General features: G+C 73.6%; 19 protein-coding genes and 2 tRNA genes. 16 read left to right on the top strand and 5 right to left on the bottom strand.

Annotated features, from left to right (window positions below; genetic code table 11):
* Positions 1 to 31: 31 nt before the first annotated feature.
* Complete coding sequence (locus CGE01nite_RS16880) at positions 32 to 199, bottom strand: hypothetical protein (RefSeq protein WP_170210886.1); 168 nt, start codon at positions 197 to 199, stop codon at positions 32 to 34.
* 236 nt (positions 200 to 435) lie between these two features.
* Between CGE01nite_RS16880 and CGE01nite_RS03680 the strand changes: the two genes are divergently transcribed.
* The 5 genes from CGE01nite_RS03680 (at position 436) to secA (ending at position 7,315) form a co-directional block, all read left to right on the top strand.
* Entirely contained in the window at positions 436 to 1,233 is a 798-nt protein-coding gene (locus CGE01nite_RS03680; protein WP_141369053.1) for a ComF family protein, read from the top strand.
* A gap of 218 nt (positions 1,234 to 1,451) precedes the next feature.
* Positions 1,452 to 2,075 carry a ribosome hibernation-promoting factor, HPF/YfiA family gene (gene hpf, locus CGE01nite_RS03675; RefSeq protein ID WP_048341298.1) on the top strand — a complete coding sequence of 208 codons (624 nt, stop codon included), beginning with the start codon at positions 1,452 to 1,454 and terminating at the stop codon, positions 2,073 to 2,075.
* 155 nt (positions 2,076 to 2,230) lie between these two features.
* A complete protein-coding gene (locus CGE01nite_RS03670) occupies positions 2,231 to 3,565 on the top strand; it encodes a winged helix-turn-helix domain-containing protein (RefSeq protein WP_141369051.1) in 1,335 nt (444 codons plus the stop codon).
* A complete protein-coding gene (locus tag CGE01nite_RS03665) occupies positions 3,562 to 4,572 on the top strand; it encodes a DMT family transporter (protein ID WP_141369049.1) in 1,011 nt (336 codons plus the stop codon). Before CGE01nite_RS03670 ends, CGE01nite_RS03665 begins: the two co-directional genes overlap by 4 nt.
* Complete coding sequence (gene secA / locus CGE01nite_RS03660) at positions 4,535 to 7,315, top strand: preprotein translocase subunit SecA (RefSeq protein WP_048341295.1); 2,781 nt, start codon at positions 4,535 to 4,537, stop codon at positions 7,313 to 7,315. The genes CGE01nite_RS03665 and secA overlap by 38 nt, the downstream gene beginning before the upstream one ends.
* A 112-nt stretch (positions 7,316 to 7,427) precedes the next feature.
* On the opposite strand, the gene CGE01nite_RS03655 is transcribed toward secA, so the two are convergent.
* Together CGE01nite_RS03655 and CGE01nite_RS03650 are read right to left on the bottom strand one after the other, a co-directional pair.
* Positions 7,428 to 8,033, bottom strand: a complete 606-nt coding sequence (locus tag CGE01nite_RS03655) for an Rv3235 family protein (RefSeq protein ID WP_141369047.1) — start codon at positions 8,031 to 8,033, stop codon at positions 7,428 to 7,430.
* Complete coding sequence (locus CGE01nite_RS03650; RefSeq protein WP_141369045.1) at positions 8,030 to 9,112, bottom strand: LysM peptidoglycan-binding domain-containing protein; 1,083 nt, start codon at positions 9,110 to 9,112, stop codon at positions 8,030 to 8,032. The genes CGE01nite_RS03655 and CGE01nite_RS03650 overlap by 4 nt, the downstream gene beginning before the upstream one ends.
* A gap of 172 nt (positions 9,113 to 9,284) precedes the next feature.
* On the opposite strand from CGE01nite_RS03650, the gene CGE01nite_RS16875 reads away from it, so the two are divergent.
* Positions 9,285 to 9,812 (top strand): hypothetical protein, encoded by a 528-nt coding sequence (locus CGE01nite_RS16875; RefSeq protein WP_048341293.1) that lies wholly within the window; start codon positions 9,285 to 9,287, stop codon positions 9,810 to 9,812.
* A gap of 80 nt (positions 9,813 to 9,892) precedes the next feature.
* Here CGE01nite_RS16875 and CGE01nite_RS03645 read toward each other — a convergent pair whose 3' ends face one another.
* On the bottom strand, positions 9,893 to 10,129 hold the full coding sequence (locus tag CGE01nite_RS03645) for a helix-turn-helix domain-containing protein (RefSeq protein WP_048341292.1): 237 nt from the start codon (positions 10,127 to 10,129) through the stop codon (positions 9,893 to 9,895).
* A gap of 124 nt (positions 10,130 to 10,253) precedes the next feature.
* Between CGE01nite_RS03645 and CGE01nite_RS03640 the strand changes: the two genes are divergently transcribed.
* The 5 genes from CGE01nite_RS03640 to CGE01nite_RS03620 all read left to right on the top strand — a co-directional run bounded on the left by CGE01nite_RS03640 (position 10,254) and on the right by CGE01nite_RS03620 (position 13,177).
* Entirely contained in the window at positions 10,254 to 10,934 is a 681-nt protein-coding gene (locus CGE01nite_RS03640; protein ID WP_141369043.1) for a hypothetical protein, read from the top strand.
* Complete coding sequence (locus tag CGE01nite_RS03635; RefSeq protein ID WP_229747397.1) at positions 10,934 to 12,256, top strand: CpaE/TadZ family protein; 1,323 nt, start codon at positions 10,934 to 10,936, stop codon at positions 12,254 to 12,256. The genes CGE01nite_RS03640 and CGE01nite_RS03635 overlap by 1 nt, the downstream gene beginning before the upstream one ends.
* Positions 12,257 to 12,307: 51 nt before the next feature.
* Positions 12,308 to 12,772: a DUF6912 family protein gene (locus tag CGE01nite_RS03630; RefSeq protein ID WP_141369041.1), complete on the top strand. Its 465-nt coding sequence runs from the start codon at positions 12,308 to 12,310 to the stop codon at positions 12,770 to 12,772.
* 166 nt (positions 12,773 to 12,938) lie between these two features.
* Positions 12,939 to 13,010, top strand: a tRNA-Gln gene (locus CGE01nite_RS03625).
* A gap of 94 nt (positions 13,011 to 13,104) precedes the next feature.
* A tRNA-Glu gene (locus CGE01nite_RS03620) sits at positions 13,105 to 13,177 on the top strand.
* 203 nt (positions 13,178 to 13,380) lie between these two features.
* On the opposite strand, the gene CGE01nite_RS03615 is transcribed toward CGE01nite_RS03620, so the two are convergent.
* Positions 13,381 to 14,100, bottom strand: coding sequence for an IclR family transcriptional regulator (locus CGE01nite_RS03615; protein WP_048343457.1), 720 nt, complete (start codon positions 14,098 to 14,100; stop codon positions 13,381 to 13,383).
* A gap of 116 nt (positions 14,101 to 14,216) precedes the next feature.
* Here CGE01nite_RS03615 and leuC point away from each other — a divergent pair, with 116 nt between their 5' ends.
* The 5 genes from leuC (at position 14,217) to CGE01nite_RS03590 (ending at position 19,851) form a co-directional block, all read left to right on the top strand.
* Entirely contained in the window at positions 14,217 to 15,680 is a 1,464-nt protein-coding gene (leuC, locus tag CGE01nite_RS03610; RefSeq protein WP_141369039.1) for a 3-isopropylmalate dehydratase large subunit, read from the top strand.
* Between the two features lie 31 nt (positions 15,681 to 15,711).
* Positions 15,712 to 16,374 (top strand): 3-isopropylmalate dehydratase small subunit, encoded by a 663-nt coding sequence (leuD, locus tag CGE01nite_RS03605; protein WP_048343459.1) that lies wholly within the window; start codon positions 15,712 to 15,714, stop codon positions 16,372 to 16,374.
* Between the two features lie 339 nt (positions 16,375 to 16,713).
* A complete protein-coding gene (murA, locus tag CGE01nite_RS03600; protein ID WP_141369037.1) occupies positions 16,714 to 18,030 on the top strand; it encodes a UDP-N-acetylglucosamine 1-carboxyvinyltransferase in 1,317 nt (438 codons plus the stop codon).
* 34 nt (positions 18,031 to 18,064) lie between these two features.
* The gene (locus CGE01nite_RS03595) at positions 18,065 to 18,820 is read left to right on the top strand and encodes a lysophospholipid acyltransferase family protein (RefSeq protein WP_048343461.1); all 756 of its coding nucleotides are present in this window, start codon (positions 18,065 to 18,067) and stop codon (positions 18,818 to 18,820) included.
* Positions 18,817 to 19,851, top strand: a complete 1,035-nt coding sequence (locus CGE01nite_RS03590) for an NAD(P)H-dependent glycerol-3-phosphate dehydrogenase (protein ID WP_229747398.1) — start codon at positions 18,817 to 18,819, stop codon at positions 19,849 to 19,851. Before CGE01nite_RS03595 ends, CGE01nite_RS03590 begins: the two co-directional genes overlap by 4 nt.
* Positions 19,852 to 19,874 lie beyond the last annotated feature (23 nt).

The raw sequence follows: 19,874 nt of genomic DNA, 5'->3' as shown, positions 1-19,874 counted from the left end.
GGCCCGCCGTCGGGCGTCGGCGCCGCGCCCGTCAGGACGCCAGGTTGCTGAAGAAGCGCCCGAACCCCGCGAACGCGTCGTAGATGAAGTCCCAGATCGACCGCACGACGTCGGCGGCCTTGTCCGGGTTCTGCACCACGGCGTAGATGAGGAAGATCACGACGATCCACATCAGGATGTTCTTGGCTCTCGCCGGCATCGTCGGCTCCTCCGGGTGGCTCGTCGTCGCGTGGTCAGGTGCTGCTGGTCACCGCCGCCGTCGTCGTCCGGTCGGTCGCCGACGGGCCGTCGCCGGCCCACCGGTCGGCGCACACAGTACAGACCGGCACGTTTCACCCGAAAGCGACACGACGGGCCGGTCGGAAGTGACCCCTCGTCGTCCCCAGGTCGAGGGTGCGCGGCCCGCGGCGGCCGGGTGGACGGCACGATCGCGGGATGGGTCGGGTCGGGCAGGGCACAGGGCGCCGCGCGTCGTGCGAGCGACGTGCGCGGATCGCGGCGGGCCTGCGCGAGGTATGGCACGAGCTCGCGGGTCTCGTCCTGCCCGTGCAGTGCGCGGGCTGCGGCCGGGACGACGAGGCGTGGTGCCCGCCGTGCCGCGCGGCGTTCGACCGCGAGCCGTGGCGCTGCGAGCAGCGCGCGGGCCGGCTCGACCCGCTCGACGCCGCGCCGCTGCCCGTGCTGACGCTCGCGGACTGCGTCGGCGTGGTGCGCGCGGCCGTCATCGCCTGGAAGGACCGCGGGCGCCGCGACCTGACGCGGCCGCTCGTGGCGTGCGCGTCCCGCCTCGGGTCCGCCCTGGTCGTCGGCCCGCCCGGCGTGGCCTCGCTCGCGGCGCTGGTGCCGGGCACGAGCGTGCTCGTCGTCCCCGCGCCGTCGACGCGTGCCGCTCTCCGGCGGCGCGGCTTCGCGCACGTCGACGAGCTCGCGGACGGTGTGGTGGACGGGCTGCGGTCGACGGGGCTCGTCGCGCACCGCGCGCGGGTGCTGCTCCGCGACGGCGCGGACCAGGTGGGCCTCGGGGTCCGGGACCGCGCACGACTCGGCCGGGTGCGCGTGGCGTCCCGGCACGGAGCGGCCGTCCACGGGCGGCTCGTCGTGCTCGTCGACGACGTGCTCACGAGCGGGGCGACGCTCGCCGCCGCGGCGCGTGCGCTCACCTCGGCCGGCGCGCTGCCCGTGGCGGCCGTGACGCTCGCGTCCACGCCCGGCCCCGGTGCTCTGAACGGGTGATCCCGGGACCTTCAGCCTGACTTCGGCGCGTCCGGCGAGCGCACAGTGGTGATGCGACCTCGGCGGGGTTAGCGTGTCAGTCCGAGCCGACGTCGCACGGGACGGTCCTCGGACCGGCCGGCGCGTGGAGGAGGTGATGCCCGAAGCGGCCCTCTCGAGGGCCACGACCGCAGACACCGGGCGGCGAGCCGCCGCCCCTCACCTCCCAGGAGGCTCACATGGAGATCGTGGTTGCCGGCCGGCGCACCGAGGTGTCCCCGAAGTTTCGGGCGCACCTGACGGACAAGCTCTCGAAGATCGAGCAGCTGGCCCCCCGCGCCCAGCGGATCGACGTCCTCGTCTCGCACGAGACGAACCCCCGGCAGGCGGACAGCTCGGAACGGGTCGAGCTCACCGTCATCGACAAGGGGCCCGTGATCCGCGCCGAGGCGTGCGCCGATGACAGGTATGCAGCACTGGACCTCGCGCTCACCAAGCTCCTCGAGCGCCTGCGACGGACGCGCGACCGTCGCAAGGACCACCGCAACCACACTCCGCTCACGCCGGTCGACGTGCGACCGCCTCAGGAGGAGCCACCCGTGCAAGAGTCCGCCGTCGCAGCCGACGGCACCACCGAGGTCACCCTCGGTGACTCGCCCGTGGTGATCCGGGAGAAGACGCACCAGGCGCTGCCGATGACGATCGACGACGCGCTGTACGAGATGGAGCTGGTCGGGCACGACTTCTTCCTGTTCGTCGACGCGGAGACCGCGCAGCCCGCGGTCGCCTACCGGCGGCGCGGGTGGAGCTACGGCGTGATCAAGCTCGACACCCCGGTGTCTGCGCAGGCGCGGGTCGGGTGACCCGCGCGCCTCGCAGGCGCCACCGCGACTGACGCGCCCGGCCGGTGTCCTTCTCCCGGCCGGGCGTCGTCGTGCCCGGGCCCCGCGCTGCGCCCGGGACCGTCGGCTGCGTGCGGAGTCGGGGCGATGTCGGACCCGGAGGGCAGGATGTCCTCGTGGTCACGCCAACGCGTACGTCGGCACCGACGCCGGTCCCGGTCCCCGAGCGGTACACGCTCGCCCAGGCGCGGCGCATCGCGCTCGCGGCGCAGGGCCTGCACCGGCCGCGCCCGGACGGCCCGATCACGATCCGGCAGGTGCAGCAGGTCATCGACCGGGTGGGCCTGCTGCAGATCGACTCCGTGAACGTCCTCGCGCGTGCGCACCAGGTGCCGCTGTTCTCCCGCCTCGGCCCGTACGACGTCGCGCTGCTCGACCGGGCGGCGTCGCGTGCGCCGCGCCGTCTCATGGAGTCGTGGGCGCACGTGGCCTCCTACGTCCCGCCGACGACGTACCAGCTGCTCGAGTGGCGGCGGCGCGCGGATCGCGAGCGGTACGGCGCCTCAGTCGTCGAGGGTGTGCCGCTGCGGGAGTCCCCTGTGCTCGACGAGGTCCGCACGATGGTCGCCGATCGCGGGCCGGTCACCTCGCAGCAGGCGCACGAGCTGTTCGCCGAGCGCTTCCCGCGCGAGACGGGTGCCTGGGGCTGGAACTGGACCGTGGCCAAGAGCGCGCTCGAGTACCTCTTCTTCGCGGGCGAGGTCGCGGTCGCGGGGCGCACGCCGGCGTTCGAGCGGCGCTACGACCTGACCGAGCGCGTCCTGCCGAGCGACGTGGCCGCTCGGCAGGTGCCGGACGACGAGGAGGCCGTGCGCCGGCTCGTCGAGATCTCGGCCCGCGCGCACGGGATCGGGACGCTGCGCTGCCTGGCCGACTACTTCCGGCTCTCGACCGCCCGCGCCCAGCGCGCGGTGAGCTCGCTCGTCGCGGACGGCGTCCTGGTCCCCGCGCAGGTGGCGGGCTGGGACCGCGAGGTGTACCGGCACGTCGAGGCGCGCGTGCCGCGCCGCGCGACCGGCGCCGCGCTGCTGAGCCCGTTCGACCCGCTCGTCTTCGAACGTCGCAGGCTCGAGGAGCTGTTCGGCCTGCGGTACCGGATCGAGATCTACGTCCCGCAGGCGCAGCGGCAGTGGGGCTACTACGTGCTGCCGTTCCTGCTGGGTGACGCGATCGAGGCGCTCGTCGACCTCAAGGCGGACCGCGCGACCGGCCGGCTCGTCGTGCAGGCCGCGCACCGCGCACCCGGCGCGCGCGACCGGCAGGGGGCGCCGGGCGACGACGAGGTCGCGCGGGCGCTCGCGGACGAGCTCTGGCTCGTGGCGCGATGGACCGGGCTCGACGAGATCACGTTCGGCGCGGACGGCGTCGGCGGGGACCTGGTACCCGCGCTCACCCGGGCGGTGCGACCGTCGTCGGCCGGCCTCGCGGGCACAGCCGGGGCCGTGGGGTGACGCGCCGGTCCGACTTCGTCCTGGTCGCGCTCGCGGGCGTGCTGTGGGGGACCGGTGGGCTGGCGGGCGCCGAGCTCGGCGACGCCGCACGGCTGTCGTCGGGCGCTGTCGCGGACTACCGCCTCCTCGGCGGGGGAGGTGCCCTGCTCGTCGTGCTGGCGGCGCTCGGCCGGCTGCGCGGGCTGCCGCGCTCCCGCCCGGCGGTCACGCGGGTCGTCGCGACCGCGGTGCTCATCGCCGCGTTCGAGGCCGCGTACTTCGAGGCGGTCGAGCGCGCGGGCGTGGCGGTCGCGACGCTCGTCACGCTCGGCACGGCTCCGCTGCTCGTCGCGGGGGTGACGGCGGTGCGGGCCCGGTCGTGGCCGTCGCGGACGACGACGTCGGCGCTCGTGCTGGCGCTGTCCGGGCTCGGGGCGCTCGTTCTCGGTCAGGACCCGAGCCACGCGGTCGACCCGTGGGGCATCGGGCTCGCGCTCGTCGCTGCGGCCGCGTTCGCGGCGATCACGGGCGTCAACGCGCGGCCGGTCCCCGGGCTGGACGGGCTCGCGGTCACCGCGCTCGCGTTCACCCTCGGCGGACTGCTGCTCGTGCCGTACGCGCTCGCGAGCCCCGGCGGCTTGCAGCTCCCCACCGACGGCACAGGGTGGGCGTGGCTCGTGTACCTCGCCGTGGTGCCCACGGCGGCCGCCTACAGCGCCTACTTCACGGGCCTGCGCACCGTCCCCGCGACGTCGGCGACGCTGCTCTCGCTGCTCGAGCCGGTGACCGCCGCGGTGCTCGCGGTGGCGCTGCGGGACGAGCACCTGGGGCTCTTCGGGGTGCTCGGAGCGATCTTGCTCGTCTCGGCTGTGGTCGTGCTGCGCCCACGCGCGTCCGCCTCGCCTAGGATGGTCGCGCTCGGCGACGCCGCCGGGCTCCCGCGCCACCCCGCGCCGTCCGAGCCCGGGACATCTACACCAGGAGTCATGCGTGTCAGCGATTCTCGAGAAGGTCCTGCGGCTCGGTGAGGGCCGGATCCTCAAGAAGCTGTCGGGCGTCGCCCAGCAGGTCAACGCCCTGGAGGATGCGTTCGAGTCCCTCACCGACGCGGAGCTCCGCGAGGAGACCGACCGGTTCAAGGCGCGCCTCGCCGAGGGGGAGACGCTCGACGACATCCTCGCGGAGGCCTTCGCGGCCGTGCGTGAGGCGTCGCGGCGCACCCTCGGGCAGCGGCACTTCGACGTCCAGCTCATGGGCGGCGCGGCGCTGCACCTCGGCAACATCGCCGAGATGAAGACCGGTGAGGGCAAGACCCTGGTCGCCACCGCGCCGGCCTACCTGAACGCGCTCACCGGCAAGGGCGTGCACGTCGTCACGGTCAACGACTACCTGGCGAGCTACCAGAGCGAGCTCATGGGCCGCGTCTTCCGCTTCCTGGGCCTGACGACCGGCTGCATCATGGGCACCATGACGCCGGCCGAGCGTCGTGAGCAGTACGCCGCGGACATCACGTACGGCACGAACAACGAGTTCGGCTTCGACTACCTGCGCGACAACATGGCGTGGAGCACGGACGAGCTCGTGCAGCGCGGACACAACTTCGCGATCGTCGACGAGGTCGACTCGATCCTCATCGACGAGGCCCGTACGCCGCTGATCATCTCGGGCCCGGCGTCCGGCGACGCGAACCGTTGGTACGGCGAGTTCGCCAAGGTCGTACGGCGTCTGCAGGCGGAGCGCGACTACGAGGTCGACGAGAAGAAGCGCACGATCGGCGTCCTCGAGCCCGGGATCGAGCGCGTCGAGGACTACCTCGGCATCGAGAACCTGTACGAGTCGCTCAACACGCCGCTCATCGGGTTCCTCAACAACGCGATCCGCGCCAAGGAGCTGTTCAAGCGCGACAAGGACTACGTCGTGATGAACGGCGAGGTGCTCATCGTCGACGAGCACACCGGCCGCATCCTGCCGGGGCGCCGCTACAACGAGGGCATGCACCAGGCCATCGAGGCCAAGGAGGGCGTGGCGATCAAGGCGGAGAACCAGACGCTCGCCACGATCACGCTCCAGAACTACTTCCGTCTGTACGGCAAGCTCTCGGGCATGACCGGTACGGCCGAGACCGAGGCGGCCGAGTTCCAGGGCACGTACAAGCTCGGTGTCGTTCCGATCCCGACGAACCGTCCGATGCAGCGCATCGACCAGAAGGACCTCGTCTACAAGAGCGAGAGCGGCAAGTTCGACGCGGTCGTCGAGGACATCGTCGAGCGGCACGCGAAGGGCCAGCCGGTGCTCGTCGGCACGACGAGCGTCGAGAAGTCCGAGCTGCTGTCGACCAAGCTCCGCAAGCTCGGCGTCCCGCACGAGGTGCTCAACGCCAAGCAGCACGCGCGTGAGGCGTCGATCGTCGCGCAGGCCGGTCGCAAGGGCGCCGTGACGGTCGCGACGAACATGGCCGGCCGTGGCACGGACATCATGCTCGGCGGCAACGCCGAGTTCATGGCGGTCGCGGACCTCGCCGCGCGCGGGCTGGACCCGGCCGAGAACGCCGACGAGTACGAGGCCGCGTGGCCGGGCGCGCTCGAGAAGGCGCGCGAGGCGGTCAAGGCCGAGCACGACGAGGTCGTCGAGCTGGGCGGGCTCTACGTGCTCGGCACCGAGCGCCACGAGTCGCGCCGCATCGACAACCAGCTGCGCGGTCGTTCCGGCCGTCAGGGCGACCCGGGCGAGTCCCGGTTCTACCTGTCGCTGCAGGACGACCTCATGCGCCTGTTCAACTCGGGCCTCGCGGAGTCGATGATGACGCGCGCGGGCTTCCCCGAGGACCTGCCGCTGGAGTCGAAGATCGTCACGCGCGGCATCCAGTCCGCGCAGTCGCAGGTCGAGGCCCGCAACTTCGAGATCCGCAAGAACGTCCTCAAGTACGACGACGTCATGTCCCGCCAGCGCGAGGTCATCTACGAGCAGCGTCGCCGCGTGCTCGAGGGAGAGGACCTGCACGAGCAGATCCGCCACTTCCGTTCGGACGTGCTCACGGCGTACGTCGAGGGTGCGACCGGCGAGGGGCGCCCGGAGGACTGGGACCTCGACGCCCTGTGGACGGCGCTGCGCGCGGTCTACCCGGTGACGATCACGCCCGAGGACGTCGTCGAGGAGGTCGGTGGCCCCACCCGCCTGACCTCGGACCTCATCCTGCGCGAGCTCGCGTCGGACGCGGACGTGGCCTACGCCGAGCGCGAGGAGCAGATCGGCTCCGAGAACATGCGTCAGCTCGAGCGGCGCGTCACCCTCTCGGTGCTCGACCGCAAGTGGCGTGAGCACCTCTACGAGATGGACTACCTCAAGGAGGGCATCGGCCTGCGCGCGATGGCGCAGCGTGACCCGCTCGTGGAGTACCAGCGCGAGGGCTTCCAGCTGTTCAACGCGATGACCGACGCCATCAAGGAGGAGACGGTCGGCTACCTGTACAACCTGCAGGTCCAGGTGCAGACCGACGACGCGCCGGCGGGTGAGGACGCTCCGGTGCTCACGGCCGACTCGGCCGCGGCTGCTGCGGGCAGCGGACCGCGCCTGGTCGCCAAGGGCATCGACGGTCCTGAGCGGCGGGTCCCGCTGCAGTACTCCGCGCCGTCGGTCGACGGCGACACCGGGGTCTCGGCGGATTCGGCGCCCACCGCCGACGAGCCGGGCGCGCCCGCAGCGCCCGCCGCGGGGGATGCGGGCAACCGCGAGGCACGCCGCCGCGCGGCCAAGCAGCAGAAGAAGCGCTGATGGCGCGACTCTGAGCGCGGCCGGTCGGTCGAGCACAGGGCAGCAGAGCGCACGAACGCCGCCGACGGGATCTCCCGTCGGCGGCGTTCGTCGTCCCTGGGGGTGTGCGCCGTCAGCCGATCTCGAGCGCGGTGACCCGCCAGGACTGCCGGTGGGCCTCGAGCCGCAGCGCCAGCGCGCGCACGCGGATGCCGTCGTCCACCACGGCGCTCGCCTCGACGACGCGCTCGTCGAGCCGGCACGTCCGCACGTTGCGCACGACGACGGCGCGTCCACCCGACCGCGGTCCCAGGACCCGCGCGGACGCGGTCGCACGCGCGTGCAGGGCGTCGTAGACGCCGGGGGTGAGCCACCGGGCGAGCTGCGCCACGGGCCGACGGCCCACGAGCGACTCGATGCTCGCGAGCGCCAACGAGCCGACGAGCGAGCGGTGGTCGACGGCGACGGCGGCGGGCTGGTCGTCGGCGGCCTCTTGGACGTGCGTGCGGTCGGCGCCGCGGAGCACGGAGATCCGGGTGCGCAGCGTGTGCACGGGCCGCAGGTCGTGCTCGACGCGGGGCACCGGAGCCAACGCGGGCCCGACCTCGGGCACGGGGCGCACGCGGGGGAGCGCGGCCCGGCGCGGGCGCGGACCCGGTCGAGGACGAGGGTGCGCGAGGCCTGCGGCCAGTGCGTCCTCGAGCGTCGACGTCGCCTCGGCCACCGTGAGCGCGGTCATCGTGCCGTCTCCATCGGGACCTCGAGGGACTGGCCGACGAGCAGCACGTCGGGGTCTGCACCGATCACCGTGCGGTTCGCCTCGTACCAGCGCGGCCACGCCGCGGCGATGGCGGCGTCGCTCGCGCCAGCAGGAAGGTGGGCCGCGGCGATCGACCACAGCGAGTCGCCCTGCCCGACGACGACGCGCGGGGCGACGTCCTCGTCCACGTCGACGAGGCGGTCTCCGTCGTGATCGGGGTCCGTGGACCGCTGCGCCGCGGCGCGCGTCGGGGACGTGGCGGTGACGGTGAGGTCTCCCGGTGCGTCAGCGGTGGCCGGAGCCGTACCGGTCGTCGCGTCACGTCCCTCGTCGGTCGCGTCGAGAGCGGGCGACGGAGCAGAGGACTCCTGCGGGTCGACGCGGGGAGCCTGCTCGGGCGTCGTGACCTGCCACGTGAGGGGCGGCGCTCCGGGGTCCGGTGCCGTCACTCCCGCGACCTCGGGTGCGACACCCGCGTCGCGGCCCTGTGCGGCACGTCCGCCCGCGCCGGGGGCGACGCCGACGAAGCCGTCCGCCCCCGTGTCGGCGCCCGTGCCTGCGTCGGTGCCGGTACCGGCGCCGACGCCGGTCCCCGCAGCGGTGCCCGCGGCGTCGGCGGCCGACGGTCGCCACCCGGTGGTCGCGGTGGAGTCCGCCGCCGTGCTCACTGACGTCGGCTCGACGACCGGAGCCGCGTGTGCACCGGTCGCGACCAACCCGAGCCCCAGGCTCGCCCCGACCGCGCCGGCGACGGCCCGTCGGACGACGACCGGCGCGCACCGCCGCAGCGCGATCTCGCCTGCCCGCCAGTGAGCGCCGAGCAGGCGCCCGGCGAGGCAGGCCCACCCGAGGGCGCAGGACGCCGCGAGCCAGGCGGCCGTCACCGCGCCGAGAGTCGCGACGCCTGCGCTGACCAGGTCCTGCACTGCGACCGGGCGGCCGGGGCGCGCCGCGGCCAGGGCGACCGCCGCCAGCACGACGGCCAGCAGCCCGGCGCCGAGCGCTCCCAGCGCCAGCAGCGTCAGCGTGACCAGCCTCCGTTGTCCCGTCCCAACCATCGTTTCCCCCTGCTTAGGTACTGATGATGCCGTTTGATTTCGTTTGAGGCCCCTAGGTCTACCGGGTGCGTGTCCGATCTGTCCAGTCCTGCCCGTCGTCAGGTGAGGAGGTGCGCCGTCCGGCCGGCGAGAAGGCCGGTCGCGTGCGCGCGCACGGCCCTACGGTGGGGCGGTGCGGTGGGAGGCGCTCTTCGCGGACCTGGAGGCGGGGCTCGACGCTGCGGCGGCGCAGGACCTGCGCGACGAGGTCGCCGAGCTCACGCGCGCGGAACGTGCTCAGGTGCGCCTCGCGGACCGGTTGCGGGCTTCACGTGCCACGCCGCTGCGGCTCGTGCTGCGCGACGGTCAGAGCGTCGACGGCGTGGTCGTCGACACGGCGCCGCAATGGGTGCTGCTCGCGCCCGACCCGGTGCGCCGCGCGCTCGTGCCGGTGCCCGCGGTGACCGCCGTCGTCGGGCTCGCGCCGTATGCCGCGCCGTCCGCGGGGGAGGTCGAGCGCAGGCTCGCCCTCGGGCATGCGCTGCGGGCGCTGGCCCGCGACCGGACGGCGGTCCGTGTCGACGCCGACGGCGTCAGCGTGTCAGGCCGGCTCGAGCGTGTCGGTGCCGATCACGTCGACGTCACCCCGATGCACGCGGAGCGTGCGACGGCCGCCTGGACGTTCGCCTTCGACGCGCTCGTCGTCGTCCGCTCGGGCTGACCCGGCGAGGGAACGCGCGGGTCCCGCCCCTGCGGAGCGGGCGGACGCCCGGCGGCCCGCGACCGGGCCCGAGGCGTGGCTCAGTCGGCGCGCTCCGCGTCGTCGTCGAAGCCCGCGCCGCTCGTGATGCGCTCGCGCGTGCGCGCCTTCGCGCGCTGCACGTAGGCCTCGAGGTCGTCCACGCCGACCCGCCAGATGTTGCGTCCGCCCATCTGGAACCCCTCGAGATCCCCGGATGTCACGAGCGTGCGCACCTGCCCGACCGAGACCCCGAGGATCTCGGCGACGTCGGCGAGGGAGAGGTACTGCTGCGGCATGCCCGCAGTCTGGCACGCGGGAGCGCGCGTCTCCGGTTATCCACAATGCTGCGGTTCGCACCCTTTGTCCGCTCGCCTGCGGCAGGATGCGACGCGCTGGACCTCACGACGAAGGAGCCCGCCTGTGGACACCGCCCTGCTCGACCTCCCCGCGCCGACGGCCGCGCGGCTGCGCCGCCCGGGCTGGCGCGACCCTCGCCTGCTGGCGGGGATCGCCCTGGTGGCCGCCGCCGTGGCGCTCGGTGCGTGGGCGGTGCGCTCGGCACAGGCGACGGTCCCGGTGTACGCGACGCGGGCCGTGCTGGTCCCCGGGACGTCGGTCGACGCCGCCGCGCTGGTGGTCGTCGACGTCAGGCTCCCGGAGATCGCGAGCGGGGGCTACCTGTCGGCGCTCGAGCCGTTGCCCGAGGACGTCGTGGCGCTGCGGACCGTCGGCGCGGGAGAGCTCGTGCCCCAGGATGCGGTCGGAGCGGCGGCCGACGTCGCGCTGCGGCCCGTGGCGATCCCCGTGCGCGCCGCGCCGTCGGACGCGGTGGTCCCCGGCGCGGTGGTCGACGTGTGGTTCACCCCCGCGCGCCCGACGGGTGCGGGTTCGGACGACGCGCCGGCGGCGGAGCTCGCGCCGCGCGCGCTGGCCACCGCGGTCACCGTCGCCGAGGTGCGGCGGCCGGACGGTGCGTTCTCCGCGAGCGGGGCGAGCGTCGTCCACGTCCTGGTGCCTCAGGACGCCCTCGAACCCCTGCTCGAGGCGCTCTCGGCCGACGGCGGGCTCGACGTGCTCCCCGTCCCGGGCGGGGCCCGCTGATGGCGGAGACGACGGCCCGCGCGGCTGCAGTCGGGGTGCTGTGCGGCGTGCGCGGAGGCGGCGAGGTGCTGGTCGTACGCGCGCTCGACGACGGACCGGGGCTGCGCGTCACGCGGCGTTGCGCCGATCTCGCCGAGCTGCAGGCCGCGGCCGAGGCGGGGCTCGGCAGGGTGGCCGTGCTGTCGGCCGATCTCGACCAGCTCGACCTGACGGCGGTCGCGACGCTGCGGGCGACGGGCGTGGCCGTGGTCGTCCTGCTCGACCCGGAACGGACGACGGCGGCCGAGCGCGCTCGCGTCGCGGGTGCCGACCTGGTGCTCGAGGCGCCCACCGAGCCCGCGGGTGCGGCCATGCTGGCCGACCGCGTCGCGGTGCTCGCGACGACGGTCGGGTCCGCGCACGTCGTGCATCCGCAGGAGCGCGTCTCGGCCGGCGGTGACCCGTGGGACGCGGTCGCCGCGCCGCCGGTGCAGCGCGGCAGGCTTGTCGCGGTCTGGGGGCCCACGGGGGCGCCCGGTCGCTCGACGGTCGCCCTGCACCTGGCTGCGGAGGTCGCCGCGAGCGGGACCGCGACCCTGCTGGCGGACGCGGACAGCTACGGCGGGTGCCTCGCCCAGCTGCTCGGCGTGCTCGACGAGGCGCCGGGGCTCGCCGCAGCGGCGCGTGCGGCGGGGCAGGGTTCGCTCGACCTCGTGATGCTCGCGCGTCTGGCCCCGTACGTGGCGCCCGACCTGCGGCTGCTGTCCGGCATCACGCGCGCGGACCGCTGGCCCGAGCTCGCGGCGACGGCGCTCGACGCCGTCTGGGTGGTCGCGCGCCGCCTCGCGGCCGTCGTGGTCCTCGACTGCGGCTTCTCGGTCGAGCAGGACGAGGTGCTCAGCTACGACACACGAGCGCCTCGGCGCAACGCGGCGACCCTGGGCGCGCTCGCCGCGGCCGACGAGGTCGTGGTGGTCGGTGCGGCGGACCCGGTCGGGATCCAGCGCCTGGTGCGGGCGCTGTCGGACCTGGCGGAGCTCGGGGTGAGCCCGCAGCACGTCGTCGTGAACCGGGTGCGGGCCTCGGTCGCGGGGCCGCAGCCGGCGCGGGCCGTGGCGCGCGCGCTCGAGCGCTACGCGGGCATCCGCGACGCGATCCTAGTGCCCGACGACCGCCCGAGCCTCGACGCAGCCGTGCTGGAGGCGCGCACGCTGCGCGAGATCGCGCCGGGGTCCCCGGCGCGTCGAGCACTGGTCGAGCTCGCGGGTCGCCTCGGCGGGACGAACGGCGCCGCGCGCGGCGAGGCCCCGCGGCGGTCAGCGGTCCCGGCGCCGTTCGCCTGAGGGCGCGCGCCGCCGTGCGCAGGCGGCCGTGCGAGCAGGCAGACTGACGACGTGCGCCTCTACCTGCCTGCCACGCTGGACGACCTCGCCCTCGCCGCCGACGGCGCCGTGACGCTCACGCCACGCGTGGCGCACGCGGTCACGCCGGAGCTGCGTGCGGCGCTGCCCGACGAGGACGAGGAGGGCCTCGAGTTCTCCGCGCACCTGGCCGCGGCCGACGACAGCCTCGCGCTGCTCGCGGTGGCCCCGGCCGCTCCGCAGCTGCGGCTCGTCGTGACGGTCGACGTCCCGGCGGGTGCCGTGCGGGAGGGGACTGCGACGGACGCGGGCCCCAGTGCGGTCGAGCTCGTCGAGCCCGTGGGACGCGACGCGATCGTGTGCGTGCACGTCGACGAGCCCGCGCTGCGCGACGACGTGCGCGCGGCGCTCGCGGGCGACGAGGCCGCGGCGGAGCGCGTCGCCGAGGCGGACCTGCTCTGGTACGACGTCGCGGAGCTCGCCGAGCTGCCACGCTGACCCGGACGGCGAGCGGCCGGCTCGAGCGCCGCAGCGCAGGGTGCCGAAGGTCGCGGTTTGGTCGCGGGGCTCGCGACCGGGTATCGTTCACGCCCGGTACGACGCCCGCCCGGGGACGTGTCGCGCAGGTCGCGGCGACGTCCGAGGAGCGGGGGTTATACCCCCATGGGGTATGGTGTAATTGGCAGCACGACTGATTCTGGTTCAGTTAGTCTAGGTTCGAGTCCTGGTACCCCAGCGCGAGCACCGCTGACCTGCGAGTTCGGAGCACTCCGGACCTTCGGGTAAAGTGTTCACACGCAAGCGAGGCCCACGGGTCACGCAGGCGATAGGCCCCCGTTGTGTAGCGGCCTAGCACGCCGCCCTCTCACGGCGGTAGCGCCGGTTCGAATCCGGTCGGGGGTACAGCGGAAGGCCCGGTCACCACGGTGACCGGGCCTTCGTCGTTCCTGAGCACTGCGACTCCCCGCCCTCGGCAACGACTGCCTGCGACCGCCTCGATGTCCGTGCGGCATGCGAAAGGCCCCGGGTCATCGTGACCCGGGGCCTTCGGCAGGCGTGGTGTTCGTCACTCCGCGGTGCTGTTCGTCACACCGCGGTGCGGCTCATCACTCCGCGGTGCGGCGCAGGACCTCCGTGAGGCGGTTGGCGGCCGAGACGACGGCTGCGGCGTGCAGACGGCCCGGCTGCCGTGTGAGGCGCTCGAGCGGCCCGGAGACCGACACGGCGGCCACGACGCGGCCCGAGGGCCCGCGCACGGGGGCGGAGACCGACGCCACGCCTACCTCGCGCTCCGAGACCGACTGCGCCCAGCCACGGCGACGCACGCCCGACAGGATCGTCGCGGTGAACTTGGCGCCCTGCAGCCCTCGGTGCAGCCGGTCCGGCTCCTCCCACGCGAGCAGCACCTGCGCGGCCGACCCGGCCTGCATGGTGAGGGTCGCGCCGACGGGGATCGAGTCGCGTAGGCCGATGGGCCGCTCGGCGGCGGCGACGCAGATGCGCTGGTCACCCTGCCGGCGGTAGAGCTGGGCGCTCTCACCGGTATGGTCGCGCACGGCCGCGAGCACGGGCCCGGCGGCGGCGAGCAGGCGGTCCTCGCCGGCGGCCGTCGCGAGCTCGGACAGTCGCGGTCCGAGCACGAAACGCCCCTGCATGTCGCGGGCGACGAGGCGATGGTGCTCGAGCGCGACGGCGAGCCGGTGGGCCGTCGGGCGAGCAAGATGGGTGGCGGTCACGAGCTGCGCAAGGGTTGCCGGCCCGGCCTCGAGAGCGCTGAGGACCGATGCGGCCTTGTCCAGGACGCCGACTCCGCTAGAGTTGTCCATAGGCCGATATTGGCGTCTCGAAGGCTGAGATGCAAGTACCGACACCAGAAGTCAGCCCGATTGGCCGAAGAACCGGGACGACCCCCACCCGGACGAGCAGAACAGGACCGCACCACATGGCCGGCACGTTGGCAGAGAAGGTCTGGGACGCGCACGTCGTGCGACGAGGCACCGACGGAGCGCCCGACCTCCTGTACATCGACCTCCACCTCGTCCACGAGGTCACGAGCCCGCAGGCCTTCGAGGGCCTGCGCCTGGCGGGGCGCAAGGTCCGCCGTCCGGACCTCACGCTCGCGACCGAGGACCACAACACCCCGACGCTCGACATCGACCTGCCGATCGCGGACACGACGAGCCGCACGCAGATCGAGACGCTGCGCACCAACGCGGCGGAGTTCGGCGTGCGCATCCACTCGCTGGGTGACGCGGACCAGGGGATCGTCCACCAGGTCGGCCCGCAGCTCGGCCTCACGCAGCCCGGCCTGACGGTCGTCTGCGGCGACTCGCACACCTCGACGCACGGCGCGTTCGGTGCCCTCGCGTTCGGCATCGGCACGTCCGAGGTCGAGCACGTGCTCGCCACGCAGACGCTCCCGCTGGCGCCGTTCAAGACCATGGCGATCACGGTCGACGGCCAGCTCCCGCCCGGTGCGACGAGCAAGGACATCATCCTGGCGATCATCGCCAAGATCGGCACCGGCGGTGGCCAGGGCTACGTCCTGGAGTACCGCGGCGAGGCCATCCGCAGCCTGTCGATGGAGGCGCGGATGACCATCTGCAACATGTCGATCGAGGCCGGCGCCCGCGCCGGCATGATCGCGCCCGACGAGACGACGTTCGCGTACCTCAAGGGTCGTCCGCACGCGCCCGAGGGTGCCGACTGGGACGCCGCGGTCGCGTACTGGTCGACGCTGCGCTCGGACGACGACGCGGTGTTCGACGAGGAGATCGTGCTCGCCGCGAGCGACCTCGAGCCCTTCGTCACGTGGGGCACGAACCCCGGCCAGGGCCTGCCGCTGTCGGGCAGCGTGCCCGTGCCCGAGGCGATCGCCGACGCCAACGAGCGCGTCGCGGCCGAGCGCGCGATCGAGTACATGGGTCTGACGCCGGGCCAGCCGCTGCGCGAGATCAAGGTCGACACGGTCTTCATCGGCTCGTGCACCAACGGCCGGATCGAGGACCTGCGCTCGGTCGCCAAGGTCGTGCGGGGCAAGAAGAAGGCCGACGACGTGCGCGTCCTCGTCGTGCCCGCCTCGGCGCGCGTGCGTCTGCAGGCCGAGGCCGAGGGGCTCGACCAGATCTTCCTCGACTTCGGCGCCGAGTGGCGCAACGCGGGCTGCTCGATGTGCCTGGGCATGAACCCCGACCAGCTCGCGTCGGGGGAGCGGTCGGCCTCGACGTCGAACCGCAACTTCGAGGGCCGCCAGGGCAAGGGCGGTCGCACCCACCTCGTGTCCCCGCTCGTCGCCGCCGCGACCGCGATCCGGGGCACGCTCTCGTCGTACGGCGACCTCGCCACCGGCGAGCCGGTGCCGGACGGCTCCCCGCTGGCCGACGTGGCCGGGCTCCAGACGGTCTGACCGGACGACGAGAGACGAGAGAAGGCAGACCATGGAGAAGTTCACCCAGCACACGGGCGTCGGCGTGCCGCTGCGTCGCAGCAACGTCGACACCGACCAGATCATCCCCGCCGTGTACCTCAAGCGCGTGACCCGGACGGGCTTCGAGGACGCGCTGTTCGCCGCCTGGCGCGGCGACCCGGCGTTCGTCCTCAACCAGGACGCGTACCGCTCGGGCTCGGTGCTCGTCGCCGGACCGGACTTCGGTACGGGCTCGTCGCGTGAGCACGCCGTGTGGGCGCTCAAGGACTACGGCTTCAAGGTCGTGATCGCGTCGCGGTTCGCGGACATCTTCCGCGGGAACTCGGGCAAGCAGGGGCTCCTGGCCGCTCAGGTCGCCCAGGAGGACATCGAGCTGATCTGGAAGATCCTCGAGACCAGGCCCGGCACCGAGATCACGGTCGACCTCGACGCGCGCACCGTGGTGTGCGACGACGTCGTCGTGCCGTTCCAGGTCGACGCGTACACGCGCTGGCGGCTCATGGAGGGCCTGGACGACATCGGCCTGACGCTGCAGCACGTCGACGAGATCGCCGAGTTCGAGGCGCGTCGTGAGCCGTGGCGTCCCGCGACGCTGCCGGCCAAGCACCTGCCGCCCGTCGAGATCAAGGCGGCGCGTCCGGTCGAGGTGTCGATCGGTCGTCGGCCCGCCTGAACGTGACGTGATGTGAGCCCGGCGCGCCCAGGGTGCGCCGGGCTCACGCGCGTGCGCGGCCCGCGCGCTACCGTGAGCGGGTGGCCCGCCGGGAAGAACGCGCGGCCGCCGCAGGTTGCGAAGGCGGTACGAGCGCGCCCCGGGGCGCGTGGACCACGGGCGAACGCCGTGCACGGGTCAGGCGCGAGCAAGCGAGACGTCACGGCGCGGTCATGGCCGTCGCCGGGTGCGTCAGGTCCGATCGCGGAGCGGTCGGGGGTCTGTGAAGGTGTGGTGCGAGGACGGTCGCGGGGTGCCCGAGAAGCGGGCCCTGCGCCGCGGGTAGGCGAGGATGGGCGCGTGAACGATCTGCTGTACGTCAACGGTGGTAACCCGCTGCGCGGGGACATCACGGTCAGGGGCGCCAAGAACTTCGTCTCGAAGGCCATGGTCGCCGCGCTCCTCGGCGAGACGCCGAGCGTCCTGCGCAACGTCCCTCAGATCCGCGACGTCGCGGTCGTGCGCGGTCTGCTCGAGCTGCACGGCGTCCGGGTCGACGCGGACGACGCGGCGGGAACGCTGCACCTGGACCCGAGCGACGTCGAGATCGCGCACGTCGCGGACATCGACGCGCACGCGGGCTCGAGCCGGATCCCGATCCTGTTCTGCGGCCCGCTGCTGCACCGCCTCGGTGAGGCGTTCATCCCCGACCTGGGCGGCTGCCGGATCGGCGACCGGCCGATCAACTACCACCTCGACATCCTGCGGCAGTTCGGCGCGGTGGTCGAGAAGCGCCCCCAGGGCATCTACCTGAGCGCCCCCAAGCGCCTGCAGGGCACGAAGATCGCCCTCCCGTACCCGAGCGTGGGTGCCACCGAGCAGCTCCTGCTGACGGCCGTGCGGGCCGACGGCATCACCGAGCTCGCAGGCGCGGCGATCGAGCCCGAGATCATGGATCTCATCAACGTCCTGCAGAAGATGGGCGCGATCATCTCGGTCGACACGGACCGGGTGATCCGCATCGAGGGCGTGGACCGGCTCGAGGGCTACCAGCACACCGCCCTCTCCGACCGCATCGAGGCGGCCTCGTGGGCCTCTGCGGCGCTCGCGACCGGCGGCGACATCTACGTCCGCGGCGCCACGCAGCCCGAGATGACGACGTTCCTCAACACGTTCCGCAAGGTCGGTGGCGAGTTCGTGGTCGACGACGAGGGCATCCGCTTCTATCACCCGGGCGGGGACCTGCGCTCGATCCAGCTCGAGACCGACGTGCACCCGGGCTTCATGACGGACTGGCAGCAGCCGCTCGTCGTCGCCCTCACGCAGGCCAAGGGTCTGTCGATCGTGCACGAGACCGTGTACGAGAACCGCTTCGGGTTCGTCGACGCCCTCGTCGGGATGGGCGCGACGATCCAGGTCTACAAGGAGTGCCTGGGCGGCCGGCCGTGCCGGTTCGGTCAGCGCAACTTCTACCACTCGGCGGTCATCAGCGGTCCGACGCCGCTGTCGGCGGCCGACATCGAGGTGCCGGACCTGCGCGGCGGGTTCAGCCACCTCATCGCGGCGCTCACCGCGAAGGGCACCTCGCAGGTGCGCGGCATCAGCCTGATCGACCGCGGCTACGAGCACTTCATGGACAAGCTGACGGCACTCGGTGCCGAGTTCAGCCGCGACTGATCCGCGCACGCCGGTACCGGGTAGCCTGCTCGTCGTGCGTTCCCCTGCTCGTTCCAACCGTGCCTACCGCAACGTCGCCAGGATCGTCCGTCCGCTGCTCAAGGCGACGACGACGCGCGACTGGCACGGTGCCGAGAACTTCCCGACCGACCGCGGTTTCATCGTCGCGGCCAACCACATGACGAACGTCGACCCGCTGACGTTCGCGCACTTCTTGTGGGACAACGGCGTGGCCCCGCGGGTCCTGGCGAAGGCGTCCCTGTTCAAGGTGCCCGTCGTCCGGTCGGTGCTGCACGCGACCGGGCAGATCCCCGTCTACCGGAACACCGCAGCCGCGGGGGAGTCGCTCCAGGCGGCCGTGCAGGCCATCGCCGACGGCGAGGTCGTGGCGGTGTTCCCGGAGGGCACGCTGACCCGGGACCCTGACCTGTGGCCGATGGTCGGCAAGACGGGTGTCGCGCGCCTCGCGCTGACCACCCGCGCGCCCCTCATCCCGGTCGCTCAGTGGGGTCCGCAGAACCTGCTCGGCCGCTACAAGAAGCTGCTCAAGCCGATCCCGCGCAAGAAGGTCACGATCGTCGCCGGCCCGCCGGTGGACCTCGACGACCTGTACGACCGGCCGCAGGACACCGCGACGCTGCGCGAGGCGACCGAGCGCGTCATGGACGCGATCACCGCGCTGCTCGTCGAGATCCGCGGCGAGGCCGCGCCCGCCGTGCGGTACGACATGCGCAAGCCCGACACCGGGCGGGTCGGCGGCGACCACGCGACGCGGCCCGAGCTGCCGTGACGGGCGTCGACGAGCAGGGTCTGCCGCTGCGCACCGCGGTCCTGGGGACCGGCAGCTGGGGGACGACCTTCGCCGCCGTGCTCGCGGACGCGGGCTGCGAGGTCACCGTCTGGGGCCGGTCGGCCGAGGTCGTGCGGCAGATCGCCGACCAGCACCGCAACGACGTGTACCTGCCGGGCATCGACCTGCCCGAGTCGGTGACGGCGACGACCGACGCCCGTGCCGCGGTCGCGGACGCGCGCATCGTCGCGGTCGCCGTCCCGTCGCAGGTCGCGCGCGACACCCTCGCCCCGCTGCGCGGCGCGCTGCGGGACGACGCGGTCGTCGTCTCGCTCATGAAGGGCGTCGAGCTGGGCACCGACCGTCGCATGAGCGAGGTCGTCGCCCAGACCCTGGACCTGCCCGACGAGCGTGTCGCGGTGGTCTCCGGGCCCAACCTGGCGCGCGAGATCGCCCGCCACCAGCCGACCGCGACGGTCGTGGCGTCCGCGTCACCGCAGACCGCGGCCCTCGTCGCGCGCGCCGTGGCATCGTCGTACTTCCGCCCGTACACCAACCCGGACGTCGTCGGTGTCGAGCTGTGCGGTGCGGTCAAGAACGTCATCGCGCTCGCGGTGGGCATCTCGCAGGGTCGCGGGCTGGGCTACAACACGATGGCGACCGTCATCACGCGCGGGCTCGTCGAGATCACCCGTCTCGGGCTCGCGCTCGGTGCCCAACCCGAGACCTTCCCGGGCCTCGCGGGCATGGGCGACCTCATGGCGACGTGCGCGTCGCCCGACTCCCGCAACCACACCCTCGGCGGGCACATCGGCCGCGGGATGGCGCTCGACGAGGCGATCGCGGCGACCGGCGGCACGGCCGAGGCCGTCAAGACGTGCCGGCCGGTGCTTGAGCTCGCGCGCCGGCTGGGCATCGAGATGCCCATCACGGAGGCCGTCGTCCGCGTGCTCTACGAGGGCCTGCCGGTCGACCAGCTCGCCCCGATGCTGCTGGCCCGCCCACGGCGCTCCGAGGTCGTCACCGGCTGAGCGAGCTCCGCTCGTCGCGCCCG

Source organism: Cellulomonas gelida (assembly GCF_006538725.1).
In the GTDB taxonomy this organism is placed as follows: Bacteria; Actinomycetota; Actinomycetes; order Actinomycetales; family Cellulomonadaceae; genus Cellulomonas; species Cellulomonas gelida.
The sequence above is the reverse complement of the archived record's forward strand: the minus strand, read 5'-3'. Positions and strand labels throughout refer to the sequence as shown.

Coding starts and splice junctions, on each gene's coding strand:
- CGE01nite_RS16880 (WP_170210886.1), bottom strand. CDS start 199: ATGCCGGCGAGAGCCAAGAACATCCTGATGTGGATCGTCGTGATCTTC.
- CGE01nite_RS03680 (WP_141369053.1), top strand. CDS start 436: ATGGGTCGGGTCGGGCAGGGCACAGGGCGCCGCGCGTCGTGCGAGCGA.
- hpf (WP_048341298.1), top strand. CDS start 1,452: ATGGAGATCGTGGTTGCCGGCCGGCGCACCGAGGTGTCCCCGAAGTTT.
- CGE01nite_RS03655 (WP_141369047.1), bottom strand. CDS start 8,033: ATGACCGCGCTCACGGTGGCCGAGGCGACGTCGACGCTCGAGGACGCA.
- CGE01nite_RS03650 (WP_141369045.1), bottom strand. CDS start 9,112: ATGGTTGGGACGGGACAACGGAGGCTGGTCACGCTGACGCTGCTGGCG.
- CGE01nite_RS03645 (WP_048341292.1), bottom strand. CDS start 10,129: ATGCCGCAGCAGTACCTCTCCCTCGCCGACGTCGCCGAGATCCTCGGG.
- CGE01nite_RS03635 (WP_229747397.1), top strand. CDS start 10,934: ATGGCGGAGACGACGGCCCGCGCGGCTGCAGTCGGGGTGCTGTGCGGC.
- CGE01nite_RS03615 (WP_048343457.1), bottom strand. CDS start 14,100: ATGGACAACTCTAGCGGAGTCGGCGTCCTGGACAAGGCCGCATCGGTC.
- leuC (WP_141369039.1), top strand. CDS start 14,217: ATGGCCGGCACGTTGGCAGAGAAGGTCTGGGACGCGCACGTCGTGCGA.
- leuD (WP_048343459.1), top strand. CDS start 15,712: ATGGAGAAGTTCACCCAGCACACGGGCGTCGGCGTGCCGCTGCGTCGC.